Here is a 19,880-nt window from a genome sequence, read left to right as displayed (position 1 = left end):
TATGGCAATTGCCCAATCACAACAGGAAGAAAAGAACAAGCGTATTGCCGCCGGCGTGAGCGTCGGTCTACACGTGCTTGTTTTGCTGTTCCTGATCTATATGCTGGCCTGGCAAGCGCCTGACCCACCTGCACAGGAATTAGGCATTGAGCTGAACTTCGGTATGGATGCAGTGGGAAGCGGCGATCTGCAAACCAAGGCCACGCCGAACAAGTCGGAGAACGTGCTCGACAGCAAGCCTGCGCCTACGCAACCAGACCCTTTGCCTGAGCCCGAGCCGGTAGTGCAGCCAACGCCGCCGGCCAAGCCAGTGGAGACTCCCAAGGTCGTAACTACGACCGCTGAGGCCCCGGTTTCTGTAAAGGAAGAAGTGAAGCCACAGCCCAAGCCGCAACCTGTGAAGGAAGTAGTGAAAGAACCGCAGCCTAAGCCCGAGCCGAAAGAGGAAGTAGTGAAGAAGGAACCGGAGAAGCCCAAGTCGCTTTACCCGGGCAAGCCCACCAACAGCGCTGGTACCGGGAAGAACGGGACGTCGGACGAGGCTACGGGAAATAACAATGGCGATGATGCCGGCAAAGTAGGCGACAAGGGAAACCCGGAGGGCAAGGTAGATGCGAAAGCCCTGTACGGCAAAGCCGGAGGTGGCGGAGGCGGATCTCTGAATATGCCCGGCTGGCGCTACGACATTGAACCGAAAAAGGACCCGTATGAAAATGAAACGGGGCTTGTTAAATTCCGAATCAGGATAGATGGGGATGGTAACCTGGTGAGCGTGGATGTGCTGGAGAGCACTGTTTCACCACAGGTAGTGGCCTGGTACAAGGACCAGCTCTACAAAACGACCTTCAGCCGCACAGGCAGTGGCACTAGCAGCACTGGTGCTTCGGGCGTAGTTACCTTCGTTATCCGATCGCGTTAAGAGTAGATTTCATGACTTATCAGGAGTGCCTTGATTACCTATACCAGCAATTGCCGATGTACCAACGCATCGGCAATGCTGCTTTTAAGAAGAGCCTGGATAACATCGTTGCGCTTTGCGATGCCCTCGGACAACCACACCATCAGTTTAAAAGCATTCACGTGGCGGGAACGAACGGGAAGGGGAGTAGCTCCCATATGCTGGCCGCTGTGCTACAGGAGAGTGGCTACAAAACCGGCCTGTATACCTCGCCCCACCTGAAGTCTTTTACGGAGCGTGTACGGGTAAACGGGCAGGAGTTGCCGCAGGATTACCTTATCCGTTTTGTGGAGCAGAACAAGGGCCTGTTTGAGAAGATAAAGCCTTCCTTTTTCGAAATGACGGTCGCTCTTGCCTTCCGCTACTTTGCCGACGAGCAAGTAGATGTAGCCGTTATTGAAGTGGGGCTTGGAGGCCGGCTGGATTCCACAAACATCATTACGCCGGAGCTCTCCCTTATCACCAACATCGGGTTTGATCACCAGGCCTTGCTCGGAAACACCATAGGAGAGATCGCGACAGAGAAGGCGGGTATCATAAAAGCAGGGGTTCCTGTTGTGATCAGCACCAGGCAACAGGAGGCGGAAGATGTTTTTGTGGCCAAGGCTGCTCAAATGAATGCTCCCATTTACTTTGCACCCGATCATGTTAGAGTCGAGCGTACGGTGGGAGACCAGAAGCATCAGGTGTTCCAGGTCTACAAAGAAGAGAAACGCTACCTGGAGGGGCTCGAGCTTGACCTGACGGGCAATTATCAGCAATACAACCTTCCGGGCGTGTTACAAGCGCTCGCTCTGTTACAGGAGCAGGGCTATCTTATTCCGGAGCCTGCCCTGCGGTCGGGACTTGCCAACACGAAAAGTTTGACAGGGCTAAAAGGAAGGTGGCAGGTACTAAACGAGGAGCCTCTGACGATTTGTGATACCGGGCATAATGTAGATGGCGTCCGGCAGATCGTGGATCAGCTGGAGGCATTGGAGCCCAAGCAGGTACACGTGGTGTTTGGTGCGGTAAACGATAAAGATGTAAGCGTTATCCTGCAGCTACTACCTAAAAAATACCGCTACTATTTTTGCCAAGCTGCGATACCCCGGGCACTGCCGGTTCAGGAACTACAGGCCAAAGCGCGGGAAGCAGGTATAATAGGCGGGGCCTTTGTAACGGTAGGCGAAGCAATCCATGCGGCGAAAGCAAATGCAAAACCGGATGAGGTAATTTTTATCGGAGGTAGTACCTTTGTGGTCGCAGAGATTGATGAACTTTAATTAATGGGAAGATCTAAACTAGCTAAGTTTGCCGCAATCGGCGAGAGTGAAAATGTCATAGAGCCAGGCGACGAGCGCTATGGCCTGATGAAAGGACAGTGGCGCACGTCTTATTTTGGGAACCAGCACCCGCTTGTACTAGAGGTAGGCTGCGGTCGTGGAGAATACACGGTAGGGATGGCGCGCCTGTTCCCGGAGAAGAACTTCATCGGCTCCGACATCAAAGGGGCACGCCTGTGGAAGGGAAGCACCATGGCAGAGGAGGAGGAATTGCAGAATGTTGCCTTTCTACGCTCCTTTATAGAGAAACTGGATGAAAACTTTGCGGAGGAGGAGGTAGATGAAATTTGGATTACTTTTCCTGATCCCCGGCCCCGCGACAGGGATATCAAACGGCGCCTTACTTCCCCGCGCTTCCTGGAACTCTACAAACAGATTCTGAAAGCGGACGGGGTAGTGCACCTGAAGACGGACAACACGGGTCTGTACCAATATACCCTGGAAGTACTGGCAGAACTAAAAGACCAGATCAAAAACCTGAAGTACACAGCCGACCTGTATAACTCTGACTTGCAGGAGCATACGATGGGGATTTACACGACCTATGAGAAAAGGTATTTGGCAGAAGGAGTGTCGATTAAGTACCTGCAGTTCCAGTTCCAGTTCAAGTAAAAAGGATAGCTTGTTCTTAATTAAATTAAAAGGCCCAGTACAGGATCTGTAACTGGCCCTTTTATATTGGTAGTTCCTATAAACTGTTTGCCTTTAGCCAATTCAGACAGCGCTCGAACCAAACATCTGGGGTCGTAGGGTTCTGCAGTCCAAAACCATGGCCTCCGTTTTGGTAAACATGTAGTTCCGCTGGCACCTGATGCGCTAACAGGGCCTCGTAAAAGGCAATACTGTTCTGTACAGGTACTCCCTTGTCATCAGCGGCATGCACCAGGAAAGTAGGAGGGGTCTGAGGCGAGACCTGCTTTTCGTTTGAGAACTCTTCCAACTTTTCTGAAGAGGCCCCTTTACCGAGCAAGTTAGTAAAAGAGCCCTGGTGGGCGATGGCTTTGTCTGCGCTGATCACCGGGTAGATCAGCAGCATAAAGTCCGGGCGCAGGCTCACAGCTTTGGGCTTCTCGATATACGCTTTCTGAAAATGCGTACCTGCCGTGGAGGCTACGTGGCCACCAGCCGAAAAGCCCATGATACCTACTTTCCCAGGGGTAATATTCCAGTCCTGTGCATTTTCCCGCACGAGCCGCAGGGCCTGTTGGGCATCCTCTAACGGAGCTACCTCCGGCAAGGTAGAGGTCTTCGGATCAGGGAGGCGGTACTTCAACACAAAGGCTGCTATTCCCTGTTCCGTAAATTTCCTGGCCACGGCATGTCCTTCATGCTCGGCGGCCACTATAGCATAGCCGCCTCCCGGGCAAATGACGACGGCTGTTCCGGTGGCTTTTTCTTTTGGAGGAAGATAAGCGGTTAGGGTAGGCTTCCGGATGTTTTTAATTCTTACTATGTCCCCTTGTCGCTCTGCTTGCTCTTCATCCGGACCGGGAATCTCGTGCGGAATCTTACCGGTGTACAATGGGAGCTCAAAAATACGGTCCTGTGCAGAAGCCTTTGAAAAGGGCATGATCGTAAGGGCAAGGCAAGCACAAAGCAGGGAAAACGTTTTCATACCAGTTAGCTATAAATTTAAATCTCTTTGCAACAGGAGGACCTGCATGGCCAGGGGCAAAAAAAAGCGCAAGGTATTGAAGCCCTGCGCTTTTACTGTTTCTGAAGCTATTTTGTTTTTAACTAAATGCTAAGCTTCTTCTATTTCTTCAAAAATTTCCTGTAACTCATCAAAGTCCTTCAGGCCAGGCTTTATCTCATGCCCTCCCTGCAGGCCGATGCCGGCTGGCTTAATTGTTTTTAAAGTAGCCGAAACGTTTTCTTTATCCAGGCCAAAGCCGATGTACAACGTGAACTGGCGGGCAATATCCTGTAGGAACTTAATGTTTGTCTCATCTACCCGCTGAAAATCATCAGAGTAAACGATAAAGGCGTGCACGACCGGGCTATACAACTCCATCATCTCCAGCAGTTCGCTCTCCACGGTATCCTTGTTCACAAAGATTTTCTGGATCACCGGGCATTTAATCTCCTCGATCTCGTCGATCAGGTAGGGCGTGTCCAGTTGTATGTAGTCCAGGCCAAACTCTTCGGCCAGTTCATTGATTAGTTCAGGTCTGGCCCGCGTAAACTCACCTGCCAGTTTAACACCTGATACCCAGCCAGTGATCTCTTTCAGCGTTTCCGGCTGCACCCGCTCCTGGTCGTCCAGTTTCAGGTTAAAACCGATTATATCTACACCCATACCCGCACAGTAACGCGCATCGCTCAGGTTGTTTATGCCATTCACTATCACAGAGGTACGTAAGCCCATGGTAATGTTCCTTTAAGTTATTTTAAATTTCGGTCACCGTTATGGTCGTTCAAAGTAAAAGCCATTTCGCGTACCATGCCAACTTTTTATCCTTTTTTTCTGGCTTTCGGCGGGTTTGGCACAGTCGCTGGTTCCCTGCCACCCCTTTTTTACGATCCTGAATCTTTATAACTCTCTTGTTGTTGCTATATTTGTATCAATTCTAAATTTTTCTACAGAAATATATTTTTTACATAGATGAGTAACAAAAGAAGGGTACTGGTAGCCATGAGTGGCGGCATCGACAGCTCCGTAGCTGCCGTGCTGTTACACGAGGAAGGCTACGAGGTAGTGGGGATGACGATGAAGACCTGGGACTACGCCTCCAGCGGAGGAAACAAGAAGGAAACAGGATGCTGCAGCCTCGACTCTATTAATGATGCCCGCAATATAGCCGTACAATTAGGTTTTCCGCATTACATTATTGATATCCGCGACGAGTTCGGTGACTATGTGATCAACCATTTCACGGACGAGTACCTGGCCGGCCGTACGCCAAACCCTTGTGTGCTGTGTAACACACACATTAAATGGGATGCTTTGCTACGCCGCGCGGATCAGCTTGGCTGTGATTTTATCGCTACAGGCCATTACGCCAACATACGGGAGGAAAACGGCCGCTATGTTATCTCTAAAGGGCTTGATGAAAACAAGGACCAGTCTTATGCCTTGTGGGGCATCTCTCAAAAAAGCCTGAGCCGTACGATCTTCCCCTTGGGCAAACTGCACAAGTCTGAGATCCGGCAGATGGCCCTGGACCGTGGCTTTACAGAACTGGTGAATAAGCCGGAATCATATGAGATCTGCTTTATCCCGGATAACGACTACCGGGGCTTTCTGAAGCGCCGTGTAGAAGGCCTGGAGGAAAGGGTAGCCGGAGGCGATTTTGTACTGGAAGACGGCACCGTGGTTGGCAAACACGAAGGATATCCTTTTTATACCATAGGCCAACGGAAGGGCTTAGGCGTTGCGTTAGGTTTCCCGGCGTATGTTACGCGCATTGAGAAAGATACAAACCAGGTAGTACTCGGTAACTACGACGAGTTGGCTAAAAACGCCATGACGGTAGGTAAGCTGAGCATGTCGAAGTACGAGAACCTGATCGACAGGCCGCTGCATACGGTTACCAAGGTGCGCTACAATGACCCGGGCACTGAGGCTATTATAGAGCAGGAAGGCGATAAAATAAAGGTACACTTCCTGAGCGGTGTGCATGCGATTGCCCCAGGGCAGGCCGCCGTTTTTTACGAAGGCGAAGACGTAGTAGGAGGTGGTTGGATCGAAACTAACTATAACCTGGAACCGGAGTTTATCAAGCTGGACGTGCTGCAGAAATGAGAAAAGCGCTGTTGCTTCTGGTTGTATGGGCAGGCATTGCCGCTGGCTGCGACTCAAAGGAAGAGGAGTACGTTCCGCAATCCATGGGGTATGACTACTATCCTCTAGCGGTCGGGGATTACCGCATCTATGATGTAACGGACATAAAGTTCCAGCACAATGTAGGCGACACGACCCGCTACCAGCTAAAGGAGCGGGTCGACATGACGTTCTACGACCAGACCAACACGCTAAATTATAAGATCAGACGTTCTGTACGTCCGGATGCGAATAGCCGCTGGAAAGACGATTCCGTGCTGGTTGTATCCAAGACGGACCTAATGGTACTGCTCACACAGGACAATACCACCTATGTAAAGCTGGTGTTCCCGGTAAAGGAAGGTAAAGCCTGGGAGGGCGATGCTTACAATAATCGCACCGTTGGTAACGTAAAAGAACGGTACAGCTACAGCAGTGTTGGTGAAAGCTTCTTTGTAAACGGGGTAACATACGACACGACAGTTACCGTCGTACAAGGCCAGCCTACAGATGATATGAACAGGCTGGATGACCGCCAGGAAGTTTATGCGAAAGGAGTTGGTTTGGTATATCGATTGCTTAACCGTGTTGCGTTTTCACCCTGTACGCCAGACCAATGTGAGTTCGGTGAGAATTTCAAACTCGATGGACGAGAGCGGCACGAAAGGCTGGTCTCCTACGGAAAAGAATAAATATGCGTCATTTGCTCCTCTTCTTGTATCTTCTGGTTCTGCTTCCTGTGTTTTCTGTGCTGGGGCAGGTTGGCAGTAGTGAAGAGGAGCAAAAGCGCCTGGTGTATTTTACAGATAAAGAAAGCTCTCCTTTTTCCTTAGCGCGCCCCCTGGAGTTCCTGTCTCCGGCATCCCTTGCGCGCAGAGAGCGGCAGCACATTTCCTTAACCAACAGAGATCTTCCGGTTAATCCGGCTTATGTAGCGGCGCTACAAGAGGCAGGAATAGCCGTTTGGTATACTTCCCGCTGGTTTAATGCGGCCGTGGTACAAGGAACGGCAGAGAAGCTCTCAGAAATGGAATCCTTTCCATTTGTTAAATCTTCCCGAACGCTTAACAAGTTTGCCCTGCCATCCTCTAAAGAGCAGCTGGGAGCCGTAAGTTCTTCTATAGGTGCCGCCCCCTTGCCTGGCGAAGAGGAATATGGCGCTGCTTACCACCAGGCAAACATGCTGGGAGCAGACAAGCTACATGCGGCAGGGTACCGTGGAGCGGGGCTAACCATTGCTGTACTGGATGCCGGTTTTCCTGCAGTTAATACCATCCCTGCCCTTGCTCACCTGTACCAGAACGGGAAACTGAAGGGCACCTATGATTTTGTGCAGAAGCAGGAAGACGTGTATGGCGCTAGTTCGCATGGCACCTCCGTTTTATCCACCATGGCGGCTTATGAGCCAGGTAAAATGATCGGCACAGCCTATGAAGCAAACTACCTGCTTTTGCGTACCGAGGACGCCGCTACCGAGCATAACATCGAGGAAATTAACTGGCTGCTAGCCGCAGAATACGCCGATAGTGCGGGTGCTGATGTTATCAATTCTTCCCTCGGTTATACGACCTTTGATACCCCTTCCACTAGCTATACGTACAGCGACATGAACGGCGACAGGGCGCTTGTCTCGCAGGCGGCGGACTTTGCCGCTTCCACCGGAATGCTGGTGGTCGTTAGTGCCGGAAACGATGGCAGTAAATCCTGGAAATACATCTCGGCCCCGGCAGATGCAGATTCTGTGCTCACGGTGGGGGCGGTAGACTCGGCAGGGGTAAAGGCCAGCTTTAGCGCTTTCGGGCCCACTGCAGACGGGCAAATCAAACCGGACGTAGTAGCCCTCGGCCAAAAGGCCTATGTGCTGAGCACAACTGGCCAGGTGGTGCAGAGCAACGGTACTTCTTTTTCCGGCCCCATCATGGCCGGTTTCATGGCTTGCCTATGGCAGGCGAACAAAGAGAAGACCAATATGGAGATGATCGGTCTGGTGAGGCAGATCAGTAGCAATGCCGGGGCGCCGGATAATAACACGGGCTACGGTATCCCAGACTATAGCCGCATCTTAACGGCATTGCCGCAGCTGCCGACCGGTAAAACAGCTTACATTTCCAATCCGGTTAGAGATCAGCCTATTGTCCTAACGCTAGGGCAGGAGTGGTGGCAGCAAGCGCTGGAAGTGCAGGTGCTGGACGCGACCGGCAAACTCGTGCACAGGCAATCTTTTCCAGCCGCAGGCCAGGAGCAAGTCCTGGATGTACAGGCCCAGCAGCTTTCCAGCGGCTTATACCTGTGCCGCTTGCGCGCGGGGAGCCGTATGACGACGCTTCGCTTTATAAAGTTGTAGTAATCAGTACGCTATCTCCTTTTCATATTACCCCTAAAAAGATAACTTTGCCCGCATGAAACCCATCATCGCTCCTTCTGTACTCGCCTCTGACTTTGCCAACCTGCAATCAGAAGTAGAGATGCTAAACAAGAGTCAGGCCGACTGGCTGCACGTAGACGTCATGGATGGTCGCTTTGTACCTAACATCTCTTTCGGTTTCCCGGTGATGGAAGCCATAAAGCGCTATGCCCAAAAGCCCCTGGACGTGCACCTGATGATCGTGGAACCGGAGCAATACATTGAGCGCTTTCGAACTGCCGGGGCCGATACCATCACCGTGCACAGCGAGGCATGCACGCACCTCCACCGAACCGTACAACAGATACAGGCAAGTGGAGCGAAGGCCGGTGTTGCCCTGAATCCGCATACGCCGGTGCACTTACTGGAAGACATCATTGCGGAGCTTGACCTGGTGCTGATCATGTCTGTGAACCCCGGCTTCGGCGGGCAGAAGTTTATCGAAAACACCTACCGCAAGGTAGAAGCCCTGAAGGACCTGATCATCCAACGCAACTCCCAGGCCCTGATCGAGATTGACGGCGGCGTGAACCAGGATAATGCCCGCTTGCTCTTAGAGAAAGGAGCAGATGCCCTGGTAGCAGGAAGCTTTGTCTTTTCTGCTGCTGACCCGCTGCAAACCATTGCCGCGTTAAAATCATCTGCTAAGTAAAAGCAATTAAGATGCTGAAGTACCTGTCGGTTTATATCCTCTTGCTGTTGCCCTTTGGTGTTTCAGCACAACAGGCGAAAGTAATCGGCAGAGTGCTGAACGGGGAGCGGGAACCGTTGGAACTGGCAACTGTGGCGGTGAAGGGAACTACGGTGGGTACCCAGACAAATACCGAAGGCCGTTTTGAACTGCAGGTGCCGGCTCAAAAGGAGATCGTGTTGTTGGTGCGTTACCTGGGCTACAAGGAGTTAGCACAGCCCTTGCGGTTAGAGGCGAAAGAGGTGCGGGAGCTGCAACTGGTGCTGGAAGCCGATCAAAAGCAACTGAACACCGTGAACGTGCGCGGGAAGAATGATGCCGATAGCCGGGAACAGGTAAGTACCACGAAGCTGAACCCGCGCGACATCAAACACCTTCCTTCTGCCTTTGGCGACTTCAACAAAGTACTGGTAACGCTTCCCGGTGTTTCCAGCAATAACGAGCTATCGAGCACTTATTCTGTGCGGGGCGGTAACTACGACGAAAATCTGGTTTACGTCAACAACATCGAAATATACCGTCCCTTTCTGATCTCTGCCGCACAGCAGGAGGGACTCAGCTTTGTGAACCCTGATCTGGTAGCGGACATTACCTTCTCCTCCGGCGGTTGGCAGCCCAGGTACGGGGACAAGCTGTCATCGGTGCTGAACATACAGTACAAGCAGCCCAAACGCTTTGCCGGCTCTGTTAGCGGAGGCTTAACCGGTGGCACCTTGCATCTGGAGGCGGCGTCAAAAAACAAGCGCGTCTCGTACCTCTTCGGTGCCAGGCACAAGAATGGGCAGTACCTGTTGCAGGGCCTGCAGGTAGACGGGGAGTATAATCCTGTCTTTTCCGATGCACAAGCATATGTTAACATAGATCTTTCGAAAGGCACAGAACCTGTTGGGAAGACTACGCTTGGTATTTTGGCCAGCTATGCCCGCAATAATTTTACAGTAGCTCCTGAGTCGCAGGTCACGACCTTCGGTACGCGCCAGACCCCTTTACGCCTTTCAGTGGCCTTCGAAGGGCAGGAGCTCATGGAGTACACGACCTATCAGACAGGCCTTAATTTAACCCACCGTTTTTCACGCAATTACACGTCGGAACTTATCCTGGCCGGAGTGCTTTCAAGGGAGCGGGAGTTCCGGGATGTGGAGGCTTATTACCGGCTTTGCGATGTGGGAACGAGCGGCAACAACATGGGGGAGTGCCAGCAGGAGCGGGGCTTGGGCAGCCAGTACAACCATGCCCGTAACGTACTGCTGGCCCGTGTTGCCTCTGCCGAGCTACGGAACAGTTGGCAACTGAGCCAGCGCAGCAGCCTGCGCTTCGGCGCAAAAATGGGATCGGAGAACATAAGCGACGAGCTCTCAGAGTACGGTTTTACAGATTCAGCGGATTATGTAAGCCAGACGAATTTCCTGAACACGGCGCTCGATCTAAACACCCTGCGCTACAGCGGCTTTATACAGCACACATTTGAATTAGACTCTTTAAAGACGATTACCTACGGGCTGCGGGCAACTTACTGGGACTATAACCAGGAACTGAACATCTCGCCCCGGGTACAGTACTCCTTCATTACCCGGCACAATCCGAACCTGTCTTTTAAAGCAGCTGTAGGGCTGTATTACCAGCCGCCCTTTTATCGGGAGCTGCGCAATTTTGAGGGACAGCTAAACCCAGCGCTGCAGGCACAGCGAGCCGTTCATTTTGTGGCTGGCGCAGACTACCTGTTCAAATCCTGGGAGCGGGACTTTAAGTTTACCGCCGAGGCCTATTATAAGCAAATGACGAATGTTGTCCCTTATGACGTGGACAACGTGCGCCTCCGCTATTATGCCCGTAACAATGCCAGGGCCTATGCAGCCGGATTGGATTTGCGTGTGAATGGCGAGTTTATTCCGGGTGCAGAGTCCTGGTTAAGCCTTGGCCTGCTCACGACCAAAGAAGACGTGCAGGGAGACTCTATCGCGGTGTATAACGCGGAAGGGGAGCTGACCGGCTGGCAGGAGCAGGACTATCTCCGCAGACCTACGGATCAGTTGGTGAATGTAGGGGTCTTTTTCCAGGACCATTTGCCGGACAACCCTACCGTTCGTATGTACCTGAACCTGGTGTATGGCAGCGGCCTGCCCTTCGGCCCTCCGTTTCGCCCCGAGTACCGGAACGCTTTTGATGGCAAGTCCTACAAGCGCGTAGACATTGGCCTTTCGAAGCTGATCTTATTGGGAAGCGACCTGGTAGCGCGCAAGAACTTATCATTGGAGAGCCTTTGGCTGGGGCTGGAGGTGCTGAACCTCATCGATGCGAACAACCGCGTGTCGTATACTTATGTGACGGACGTAAGCGGGGTAACGTATGCGATTCCGAATTTTCTTACCGGTCGCCGGCTAAACCTTCGCTTTGTTGCTAAGTTTTAAACTTTTACTCTTTTTGAGTTTCGGTGAATTAACTTAGTCGCTTTTTTTCTCACTTTGAAGCATAAGATTCTTAGCTGGCTTTCCGCCTCGCCGGCTGGGTCTTACTTTTCTCCTTGATGAGAATCGAGGGCCCCTTCCCCCACTCGCTGAACACTCAAACAAAAAGTCGTCATTGGTGCACCTGGTAAGCTGATCGGCCCTATTGCAGAAGTAAGGACAGTTAAAGCATCATTAGTTTTCCCGCCGTTGTTGGTGTTTTCACCGACAACAAAATGCGGATAGCGCATCCCTTTATTTAATCGAAGAAAAACATTCTCAGTTTTTCCGGGAAGCGCCTTGGCGGGTTCCGGTGCTCAGCTTGCTGAGCATTGCGATGCGCAAGCGAGCAAAGGAAGACGGCACAGCGCTGAACGGGAAAACGCGCCCTCGCTCAAGAAGGGCCCCTACCCCAGACGTGGAGCGCACATAAGAAACAATGAAAAAGGCCACTTGTAATTCTACAGGATCAGCAGCCCCTACGCTAGCTAAAACAAGAACGGGACAGGAGAGAACAATCAAAACTAGCTTGAAACAGCAGCGGGAGCCCTGTTTAGGCTCCCGCTGCTACTCAAGAAACTACTATCTCTATTTCCTCTTCTTCCACTCATTATAGGCCGCTTCAATCTGCTTGGCGTACTCCTTATAGCTTTCTGGTTCTGCGGTTCCTAACTGCATAGCCTTAGCGGAGAGCGAAGAAGCCATTTGGTACTCGTTGTTATAAGCGTACAACTTGGCCTTTATCCAGTTGTTGTAAAAGTTCTCCTTAATGGAGATGGACTTATTGATCCACTCCAGCGCTTTTTGATGGTGCTCCCGGCGAGGTAACATGTACTCGGCACATTGGGCCCAGGTATACCAGTCGTCTGGGGCAGCTTTCGCCAGGGCCGCGTTGATGTTTGCCAGGGCTTTCTTCTCTACTTCCGTTTCAATTTCCAGGACCACCTTCCTGTTCTCCCAGGTCAGGTTCAGTTTTCCTTTATTCGCGCTGAGATCGGAAAACGTGAACTGCATGGTCTCCTGGAATTCATTTTTCTGTGGTTTTACCTCCAGGTAGGCCACGTCGTTCAGTTCGCTATAGCCTTCCTTACCCCACAAGGTCGTGTCACTGTTCAGTACCACGTACCATAAGGAGTCATTTTGTGGCAGCAAAAAGAAAGAGTAGGTGCCCGCAGGAACCCGCTCGTGGTTTAGGAACAACTCATCTTCAAAGGTAATAAGGGTTGCTTCGTTGGCACCAGCCCGCCAGAGGGAGCCATAGGGTACCAGGTTGCCAAAAACCTTACGGCCTTTCACACTGGGCGCATGGTAAGCAACGGAGATTTCTGTTAAACCAATGGTTTGCTTCACAAAAGCGGCCGGACTTGCCTGTGGCAACACAACCTGTGCGGAGGCCGAAAGAGCGCAAATCAAAAAGAAGAAAAGCAGACCAAACAGATACTTCTTCATAACACAAAAGGGTAAAGACGAAAATAGCTATACCTGAATATGAGAAAAAATGATGCCAGTTTCTTTACAGGTAGTACCGGCATAGGCAAAGGTAGTAAAATAAATATTTAAGGGTGCACAGCAGGGGTAAGCACACTTCTAACAGGCCCCAAGTGTCTGGCTTTTGTCCTGCTGTAAAGGCCTGGTTTTGAGTAAGGCGGAGGTCAAATTTAGCCTTTAAACTAGTTCTAAAACTCATTTACTTAAAATTTAACAATACTTACAAAATTTTGAAACAAATTATTTGCAAGTTTGTATAATGCAAAACTATATTTGGTCAGTAATAGTAAAATTCCTTTTAAAAATTGGTCAACTTGTAAAGACATTCTGATCTAAACCGTCCGGTTTCCAGGAAGCCCTTAGGAAATTCCTACTCTTTTTAGAACAATTCCCAACAATGGCATAAGACCATCGCATGCTCGCTTTGGTAGTGCTACAACTATGTCTTTTTTCAACCTTTTATCCTCAACTTACACATGAATGTTAAACCTTTACTCAAGCAACATGTCAGAGAGTACCTGTTCTTCCAGCGCCTGCTGCTGGTGATGGGACTCCTGCTGCTCTCCGCCTTCGGGGCACAGGCGCAAACTGTTACTACTGATAAGGATGACTATGCTCCAGGTGAGTACGTCATTATTACCGGTTCTGGATGGGAACCTGGTGAAAGAGTAGACTTCCATTTTGAAGAGACTCCAAAGCCTTCAACTTGTTACAACTCTCATGATATTTATTCAGTGGCAGATAGTGAGGGTAAAATTTATAACAATCAATTTCTTGTTAAATCAAACCACATAGGTGTTGCGTTTGAACTCATTGCAACAGGTTCTTCTGGCTCAAGTGCTACTACATATTTTACAGATGCTAATGTTGAATTTTCTGCGACAGGACTTCCATCGCCTTTAACACCAACACCCACAATAAAAGTAAATTATAAGGTTACTCGTAATTCAGATGGGGTTGAAGTTATTAAACCTACCTCTACAACTTTTGCATATGGCCAAATTGCCACGGCTATACCAGTACGGATTGATGAAACCATTACTTATACTTTTGATAATGTTACTTTATCGGATGGTAAAACATATTCTGCTCCAGGTGGTGCGACGAGGGGTGATAACAATGGACAAGGAAAACAATCAATTGTTGCTAATTATAATTTAGCTCTTAAGACAAATCCTAATATATCCTGGACTGCGCCATCCAAGATTGTTTACGGCACAGAGCTTTCTGCTACGCAACTGAACGCTACAGCTGATGTGGCAGGTACGTTTGTGTATTCTCCTGCAGCCGGCACTAAGCTGGCCGCTGGTCAGCATGACCTGAGAGTTGACTTCACGCCAACAGACGCTGCCAACTACAAGACCGCTACCAAAACAGTAAGCATCACAGTAGGCAAAGCCGCGCTGACAGTAACCACTGCTGATAAGAGCAAGGTGTACGGAGAGACCTTTACTGCCTTCACAGGTGATGTGACAGGCGAGGTAGCCGGAGATGAGTTCTCCATCGCCAGCTATGCTTCTGCCGGTGCCGCCGCTGACGCAACTGTAGCCGGTGGTCCTTATCAGATCACAGCCACACTGACTGCCAATGATCGCCTGGCCAACTACAACGTGACCGAAACCTTCGGAAAGCTGAGTGTAGGCAAAGCCGCGCTGACAGTAACCACTGCTGATAAGAGCAAGGTGTACGGAGAGACCTTTACTGCCTTCACAGGTGATGTGACAGGCGAGGTAGCCGGAGATGAGTTCTCCATCGCCAGCTATGCTTCTGCCGGTGCCGCCGCTGACGCAACTGTAGCCGGTGGTCCTTATCAGATCACAGCCACACTGACTGCCAATGATCGCCTGGCCAACTACAACGTGACCGAAACCTTCGGAAAGCTGAGTGTAGGCAAAGCTACTCTTACTGTTACAGCTGCAAACGCCAGTCGTTTATGTGGTCAAACCAATGCTACCTTCACAGGACAGATAGTAGGAATCAAAAACAATGAAGCCATTACAGCATCTTATACATCTGTGGCGACTTCAATGAGTGGAGCTGGGGTTTATGACATTGTCCCTGCTGTTAATGGTACAGAAGCTGTCTTGAAAAACTACAATATTATTCTTAACAAAGGCACCTTGACTATTGAACAGGTAACAGTTGATGCTTCGGCTAATGCTACTCCACAGGCTATAAAAAGCACTGCTACTTTCGTTACTGCCAAGCTTATTAATGGCACAGGCGTTGCTGCTAATGTTCCAGTTAAGCTATACTTTAACGGTTCAACGACTCCAATGCTTGGTGTGTCAGATGCTAGCGGTACAGTAAATATCAATGTGGGTGTTTTGGCAACCGGTGTTTATAAAATTGTGATCGAAGCAGGGACTGGCTGTAGTGAGTCTATAGCTTACTTACCAGTGTATGACCCGAACGGTGGCTTTGTAACTGGCGGCGGGTGGATTATCTCTCCTGAGAAAGCTATCAGAACATCAGCCTATGGTCTAGCAGGAGTAGATGCTACTGGTAAAGCTAATTTCGGATTTGTGGCGAAGTACAAAAATGGAAAGAGTACCTTAGCTGAAGTGGATGGAAACACGGAGTTCCAGTTTAACGCTGGAAAGCTTAACTTTAAGAGCACGTCGCATGAAGCTATGAGTCTTGTTGTTACTTCTGAAAAAGCTACCTATAAGGGTGTTGGTACTTTGAATGGATATGCTGGATTCAAGTTTACAGTAATAGCCATTGACGGTGATGTGAAAGGGAGGTTGAATAATGACAAGTTCCGTATCAGAATATGGGATGCTTCTAATGCTCTTGTTTATGATAACCTAGTTGGTTCTAACAGCAGTGAAGAATACAATGAGCCTACTGATTATATTGGTGGTGGTTCTATTGTGATTCATGATGGCAAGCTCAATGGAGGTTCATCGTCTAAAGCGCTAGTGTCAGACCCTAAACTACAACTTGAGAAACAACTTAACCGCTTCTACAACTACCCGAACCCGTACACCGACAAAACAACCATTGCTTTCACATCCCTAAAAGAGGAAAGCTTTGCCCTGGAAGTGTATGATGTGAAGGGGGCTTTGGTGAAGAAGATCGAAACCGGTGTGACTGAGGTTGGCAAGCTTTACGAGTTTGAGTTTGATGGCCGTAATCATCCGGAGGGCATGTACTTTGCCCGCCTGATCACCAACTCCGGTGTACAGACAATTAAAATGGTGCTGAAGCGCTAGAATAGGGTCTTAAGCCTTTTTTAAACAGCAAGTGCCGGTTTCCGAAAGGGGGCCGGCACTTGCTGTTTAAAAAAGGCTTACGCCAGGGCCTTTCTAAAAACTTTACCTGAAATTTAGTTTTTAGGCAAAACCTGTTACATTTGTGCTACCGTACATGAGCAAGCGCAATTCAAATAGCATCCTTTCTACACCGGCGACTTCTGTTGCCCCGGCTGCGCATGTACATGTTCATCACATCCATCATTCCTCGTAAGAGGAAGAATATCACTATATTGCCCCCAGGGCTTGTGCCCGTTCCATACTTTGCCAGCAGCAAGGCAGGAAATTTTTTGCATACCTTAAACACAAAGACATACAATAATGCTACGTTTAGCTATCCAAAAGTCCGGCAGACTGAGCGAGGATTCGCTTAAACTGATCCGCGAATGTGGAATCTCCTTTATCACCAGCTCTCTGAAGTTGAAGACAGAATCAACGAACTTCCCGCTCGAGATCCTGTACCTCCGCGACGATGATATCCCCGGTTATGTAGCCGACGGGGTTGCCGATATCGGCATTGTAGGGGAGAACGTGTTGGTGGAAGAGGGCAAGCAGGCCCTGGCGGTGGAGAAGCTCGGCTTTTCCAAGTGTCGGCTGGCCCTTGCTGTGCCTAAAACCATGGAATATGAATCGGTGCAGGACCTGAACGGGAAGAACATCGCCACTTCCTATCCCAATATCTTAGCATCTTACCTGGAGGAACAGGGCGTGCAGGCGCATATCCATACCATCAGCGGGTCCGTAGAGATTGCCCCGAGTATTGGCCTGGCAGAAGCCATCTGCGATATTGTGAGCTCTGGCAGTACCTTGATCAGCAACGGCCTGAAAGAGGTGGAGCGGGTATTTAAATCGGAGGCGGTGCTGATCGCTAGCGAAGGCCTAAGCGAAGAAAAGCGGGAGATCCTGGATAGACTGTTGTTCCGCATACATGCCGTACAGCGGGCCAGCAAAAAGAAGTATATCCTGCTAAATGCGCCTAACGAGAAACTGGATGAAATCCGTTCCTTGTTGCCAAGCATTAAATCGCCCACGATCCTTCCGTTGGCAGAGGATGGCTGGAGCTCGCTGCACTCGGTCGTGAACGAGGACGACTTCTGGGAAATTATCGAGAAGATAAAAGCAGCCGGTGCCCAGGGGATATTGGTGATTCCTATCGAAAAGATGATCATTTAAGGTATGCGCAAACTGATAAACCCACCGCAAGAGACTTGGCAGGACCTGGTGAAGCGTCCTACCAAGAACCTGGAAGAGCTGGAGCCAGGAATACTGGAGACCTTCCGCCTGGTGCAGGAGCAGGGAGACGAGGCCTTACGCCAGCTGGCCCAGAAGCATGATAGCGTTACATTAGATAACCTGGTGGCCACGACTGTTGAAATCTCACAGGCAGAGGCTCAGGTGCCGGTTGAGCTAAAGGAAGCTATCCTGCAGGCGTACAGTAACATTCAGTTATTTCATACCCAGCAAGCCGAGCCTGTCAAGAAGGTAGAGACGATGGCAGGGGTTACCTGCTGGCGCAAAAGTGTCGCCATCGAGAAAGTAGGCTTGTACATCCCGGGAGGAACAGCGCCTTTGTTCTCGACCTTGCTCATGCTGGGGGTGCCCGCCCGCATTGCCGGTTGTAAGGAATTGGTGCTTTGCACGCCTCCTTCCAAAGATGGGAACATTCACCCGGCGATTCTGTATACGGCCTCCTTGCTAGGGGTAACACGCGTTGTAAAAGCGGGCGGGGCACAGGCCGTAGCTGCCCTGGCATTCGGGACGGAGAGCGTGCCTGCCGTGCACAAGATCTTTGGGCCTGGCAACCAGTATGTGACGGTGGCAAAACAACTGGTGAGCAAAGCCGGGGTTGCAATTGATTTACCCGCCGGTCCCTCAGAAGTACTGGTGATTGCCGATGCGTCTGCCAATCCTGCTTTCGTAGCAGCCGACCTTTTATCACAGGCAGAACATGGGGCTGACTCGCAGGTAGTGCTGCTCACCTCGTCTGCCGAGGTGCTGGAGAAGGTAGAGCAGGAGCTGCAAGCCCAACTCGAAGTATTACCTCGTAAAGAGTTTGCGGCAAAGGCGCTAAGCAACAGTTTGGGTGTGGTGTTGGGAAGCGTAGACGAGATGCTGGCCTTCTCCAACCAATATGCGCCGGAGCACCTCATCTTGTCTATCCAGAACTTTGAAGAGGTGCTGGACCAGATCACAAACGCAGGCTCTGTTTTCCTGGGCAACTACAGCCCGGAGTCAGCCGGTGACTATGCCTCTGGTACCAACCACACCTTGCCGACCAATGGCTATGCCCGGGCCTATAGTGGGGTATCGCTGGACAGCTTCGTGAAGAAAATCACCTTCCAGCACATCACGCCAGAGGGCTTGCAGCACATTGGTAAGACCATCGAAACCATGGCTGCCGCCGAAGGCCTGGAAGCCCACAAAAACGCAGTAAGTATCAGACTCAAGGAAGTTAACCGTGTTTAAGCTAAACGATATCATTCGCCCGAACGTGCTGAAGATGAAGCCTTATTCTTCGGCCCGTGATGAATTTAAAGGAGCCGCCAGCGTATTTCTGGATGCCAACGAGAACAACCTCGGCAGCCTGGCTGGCGAGAACTATAACCGTTACCCCGACCCGCACCAAAGAAAACTGAAGGAGCGCATTGCCGAAATCAAAGGGGTGCAGCCGGAGCAGATCTTTTTAGGAAACGGCAGCGACGAGGCCATTGACCTGCTTTTCCGGATGGTGTGTCGCCCGGGCCAGGACAGCATGCTGCACCTGCCGCCTACTTATGGCATGTATGAAGTATCGGCACACCTGAATGATGTAACCCTGGAGGCGGTGCAATTAACACCGGATTACCAGATGCCGGTAGAGGAGGTGTTGCTGCAGGTAAAGCCCACGACCAAGATCATTTTTGTTTGCTCGCCGAATAACCCGACCGGAAACCTGATCGAGCCGGACAGCATTGAGGACCTGTTGCGTAGCTTCAACGGCTTAGTAGTCGTAGACGAAGCCTACATCGATTTTGCCCAGGCGCCTAGCTGGACTACCCGCCTGCAGGAGTTTCCCAACCTGGTCGTGCTGCAGACATTTTCCAAGGCCTGGGGCATGGCGGGCCTGCGTTTAGGGCTTGCCTTTGCTTCTCCGGAGATTATTGCGGTATTGGACAAAATAAAGCCGCCCTACAACATAAACGAAGCCACACAGGAGCTTGCTTTACAGGCTTTGGAACGTCAGGAGGCCTTGCAGGATATGGTGGAAGAGATCGTGCAGGAGCGCGAACTCCTGATGCAGGCCCTGCCAACGTTGGCTACCGTAGAAAAAGTTTACCCGTCTGATGCGAACTTTATACTGGTTAAAGTAAAAGATGCGGATGGCCTTTATAAATCCCTTTTAAACAAAGGGATTGTGGTTCGTAATAGGTCCAGTGTTCCGGGATGTTCTGGTTGCCTGCGTGTTACAGTAGGCACTTTGGAAGAGAACCAGGAGTTACTCAAAGCCATAGCAGCGTTTTAAACAGAAGAAAGACTATCAGACAAAGGCCTCAATAGACCCTTGTCTTTT

Annotated in this window: 16 protein-coding genes; 12 read left to right on the top strand and 4 right to left on the bottom strand. The window is 50.5% G+C overall.

The features are described 5' to 3' along the window. Position 1: 1 nt before the first annotated feature. From CHB92_RS03150 to trmB, 3 genes are read left to right on the top strand one after another with little or no spacing between them, the layout of a single operon-like run. Entirely contained in the window at positions 2 to 919 is a 918-nt protein-coding gene (locus CHB92_RS03150; RefSeq protein WP_089317714.1) for a hypothetical protein, read from the top strand. An 11-nt stretch (positions 920 to 930) separates the two neighbouring features. After that, positions 931 to 2,223, top strand: coding sequence for a bifunctional folylpolyglutamate synthase/dihydrofolate synthase (locus tag CHB92_RS03145; protein WP_089317713.1), 1,293 nt, complete (start codon positions 931 to 933; stop codon positions 2,221 to 2,223). 3 nt (positions 2,224 to 2,226) lie between these two features. Next, positions 2,227 to 2,895 carry a tRNA (guanosine(46)-N7)-methyltransferase TrmB gene (gene trmB, locus CHB92_RS03140; protein WP_089317712.1) on the top strand — a complete coding sequence of 223 codons (669 nt, stop codon included), beginning with the start codon at positions 2,227 to 2,229 and terminating at the stop codon, positions 2,893 to 2,895. A 76-nt stretch (positions 2,896 to 2,971) separates the two neighbouring features. On the opposite strand, the gene CHB92_RS03135 is transcribed toward trmB, so the two are convergent. Both CHB92_RS03135 and trpF read right to left on the bottom strand, forming a co-directional pair. Next, the gene (locus CHB92_RS03135; RefSeq protein WP_089317711.1) at positions 2,972 to 3,898 is read right to left on the bottom strand and encodes an alpha/beta hydrolase; all 927 of its coding nucleotides are present in this window, start codon (positions 3,896 to 3,898) and stop codon (positions 2,972 to 2,974) included. 129 nt (positions 3,899 to 4,027) lie between these two features. After that, positions 4,028 to 4,651 carry a phosphoribosylanthranilate isomerase gene (gene trpF, locus CHB92_RS03130; protein WP_089317710.1) on the bottom strand — a complete coding sequence of 208 codons (624 nt, stop codon included), beginning with the start codon at positions 4,649 to 4,651 and terminating at the stop codon, positions 4,028 to 4,030. 237 nt (positions 4,652 to 4,888) lie between these two features. Here trpF and mnmA point away from each other — a divergent pair, with 237 nt between their 5' ends. From mnmA to CHB92_RS03105, 5 genes are read left to right on the top strand one after another with little or no spacing between them, the layout of a single operon-like run. After that, positions 4,889 to 6,028 carry a tRNA 2-thiouridine(34) synthase MnmA gene (gene mnmA, locus CHB92_RS03125; protein ID WP_089317709.1) on the top strand — a complete coding sequence of 380 codons (1,140 nt, stop codon included), beginning with the start codon at positions 4,889 to 4,891 and terminating at the stop codon, positions 6,026 to 6,028. Further along, complete coding sequence (locus CHB92_RS03120; protein WP_089317708.1) at positions 6,025 to 6,738, top strand: hypothetical protein; 714 nt, start codon at positions 6,025 to 6,027, stop codon at positions 6,736 to 6,738. The genes mnmA and CHB92_RS03120 overlap by 4 nt, the downstream gene beginning before the upstream one ends. 2 nt (positions 6,739 to 6,740) lie before the next feature. After that, positions 6,741 to 8,390 (top strand): S8 family serine peptidase, encoded by a 1,650-nt coding sequence (locus CHB92_RS03115; RefSeq protein WP_089317707.1) that lies wholly within the window; start codon positions 6,741 to 6,743, stop codon positions 8,388 to 8,390. 55 nt (positions 8,391 to 8,445) lie between these two features. After that, the gene (gene rpe, locus CHB92_RS03110; RefSeq protein WP_089317706.1) at positions 8,446 to 9,102 is read left to right on the top strand and encodes a ribulose-phosphate 3-epimerase; all 657 of its coding nucleotides are present in this window, start codon (positions 8,446 to 8,448) and stop codon (positions 9,100 to 9,102) included. An 11-nt stretch (positions 9,103 to 9,113) separates the two neighbouring features. Then, entirely contained in the window at positions 9,114 to 11,549 is a 2,436-nt protein-coding gene (locus tag CHB92_RS03105) for a TonB-dependent receptor (protein WP_089317705.1), read from the top strand. A 101-nt stretch (positions 11,550 to 11,650) separates the two neighbouring features. Here the strand turns inward: CHB92_RS03105 and CHB92_RS25455 are convergent, their stop codons facing one another. Beyond that, positions 11,651 to 11,836 carry a hypothetical protein gene (locus CHB92_RS25455; protein WP_144266263.1) on the bottom strand — a complete coding sequence of 62 codons (186 nt, stop codon included), beginning with the start codon at positions 11,834 to 11,836 and terminating at the stop codon, positions 11,651 to 11,653. Positions 11,837 to 12,173: 337 nt separating this feature from the next. Next, positions 12,174 to 13,034 (bottom strand): DUF2911 domain-containing protein, encoded by an 861-nt coding sequence (locus tag CHB92_RS03100; RefSeq protein ID WP_089317704.1) that lies wholly within the window; start codon positions 13,032 to 13,034, stop codon positions 12,174 to 12,176. A 515-nt stretch (positions 13,035 to 13,549) separates the two neighbouring features. On the opposite strand from CHB92_RS03100, the gene CHB92_RS03095 reads away from it, so the two are divergent. The 4 genes from CHB92_RS03095 (at position 13,550) to hisC (ending at position 19,832) form a co-directional block, all read left to right on the top strand. Next, entirely contained in the window at positions 13,550 to 16,291 is a 2,742-nt protein-coding gene (locus CHB92_RS03095; RefSeq protein WP_089317703.1) for an MBG domain-containing protein, read from the top strand. A 360-nt stretch (positions 16,292 to 16,651) separates the two neighbouring features. After that, positions 16,652 to 17,503: an ATP phosphoribosyltransferase gene (gene hisG, locus CHB92_RS03085; protein WP_089317701.1), complete on the top strand. Its 852-nt coding sequence runs from the start codon at positions 16,652 to 16,654 to the stop codon at positions 17,501 to 17,503. 3 nt (positions 17,504 to 17,506) lie between these two features. Next, entirely contained in the window at positions 17,507 to 18,796 is a 1,290-nt protein-coding gene (gene hisD / locus CHB92_RS03080; protein WP_089317700.1) for a histidinol dehydrogenase, read from the top strand. Next, the gene (gene hisC, locus CHB92_RS03075) at positions 18,789 to 19,832 is read left to right on the top strand and encodes a histidinol-phosphate transaminase (protein ID WP_089317699.1); all 1,044 of its coding nucleotides are present in this window, start codon (positions 18,789 to 18,791) and stop codon (positions 19,830 to 19,832) included. Before hisD ends, hisC begins: the two co-directional genes overlap by 8 nt. The last annotated feature ends 48 nt before the right edge of the window (positions 19,833 to 19,880 follow it).

Origin of the sequence: Pontibacter ummariensis, from assembly GCF_900188175.1 — a bacterium.
Taxonomy (GTDB): Bacteria; Bacteroidota; Bacteroidia; order Cytophagales; family Hymenobacteraceae; genus Pontibacter; species Pontibacter ummariensis.
Note: the sequence above shows the minus strand (reverse complement) of the source record. Positions and strands in the feature narration are given on the sequence as shown.

What these genes read in the sequence shown, in the direction of transcription:
- rpe (WP_089317706.1), top strand. Translation starts at nt 8,446, where the DNA reads ATGAAACCCATCATCGCTCCTTCTGTACTCGCCTCTGACTTTGCCAAC.
- CHB92_RS03100 (WP_089317704.1), bottom strand. Translation starts at nt 13,034, where the DNA reads ATGAAGAAGTATCTGTTTGGTCTGCTTTTCTTCTTTTTGATTTGCGCT.
- trmB (WP_089317712.1), top strand. Translation starts at nt 2,227, where the DNA reads ATGGGAAGATCTAAACTAGCTAAGTTTGCCGCAATCGGCGAGAGTGAA.
- mnmA (WP_089317709.1), top strand. Translation starts at nt 4,889, where the DNA reads ATGAGTAACAAAAGAAGGGTACTGGTAGCCATGAGTGGCGGCATCGAC.
- CHB92_RS03135 (WP_089317711.1), bottom strand. Translation starts at nt 3,898, where the DNA reads ATGAAAACGTTTTCCCTGCTTTGTGCTTGCCTTGCCCTTACGATCATG.
- CHB92_RS03145 (WP_089317713.1), top strand. Translation starts at nt 931, where the DNA reads ATGACTTATCAGGAGTGCCTTGATTACCTATACCAGCAATTGCCGATG.
- CHB92_RS25455 (WP_144266263.1), bottom strand. Translation starts at nt 11,836, where the DNA reads ATGCGCTATCCGCATTTTGTTGTCGGTGAAAACACCAACAACGGCGGG.
- CHB92_RS03120 (WP_089317708.1), top strand. Translation starts at nt 6,025, where the DNA reads ATGAGAAAAGCGCTGTTGCTTCTGGTTGTATGGGCAGGCATTGCCGCT.
- trpF (WP_089317710.1), bottom strand. Translation starts at nt 4,651, where the DNA reads ATGGGCTTACGTACCTCTGTGATAGTGAATGGCATAAACAACCTGAGC.
- hisD (WP_089317700.1), top strand. Translation starts at nt 17,507, where the DNA reads ATGCGCAAACTGATAAACCCACCGCAAGAGACTTGGCAGGACCTGGTG.
- CHB92_RS03105 (WP_089317705.1), top strand. Translation starts at nt 9,114, where the DNA reads ATGCTGAAGTACCTGTCGGTTTATATCCTCTTGCTGTTGCCCTTTGGT.
- CHB92_RS03095 (WP_089317703.1), top strand. Translation starts at nt 13,550, where the DNA reads ATGAATGTTAAACCTTTACTCAAGCAACATGTCAGAGAGTACCTGTTC.
- CHB92_RS03115 (WP_089317707.1), top strand. Translation starts at nt 6,741, where the DNA reads ATGCGTCATTTGCTCCTCTTCTTGTATCTTCTGGTTCTGCTTCCTGTG.
- CHB92_RS03150 (WP_089317714.1), top strand. Translation starts at nt 2, where the DNA reads ATGGCAATTGCCCAATCACAACAGGAAGAAAAGAACAAGCGTATTGCC.
- hisG (WP_089317701.1), top strand. Translation starts at nt 16,652, where the DNA reads ATGCTACGTTTAGCTATCCAAAAGTCCGGCAGACTGAGCGAGGATTCG.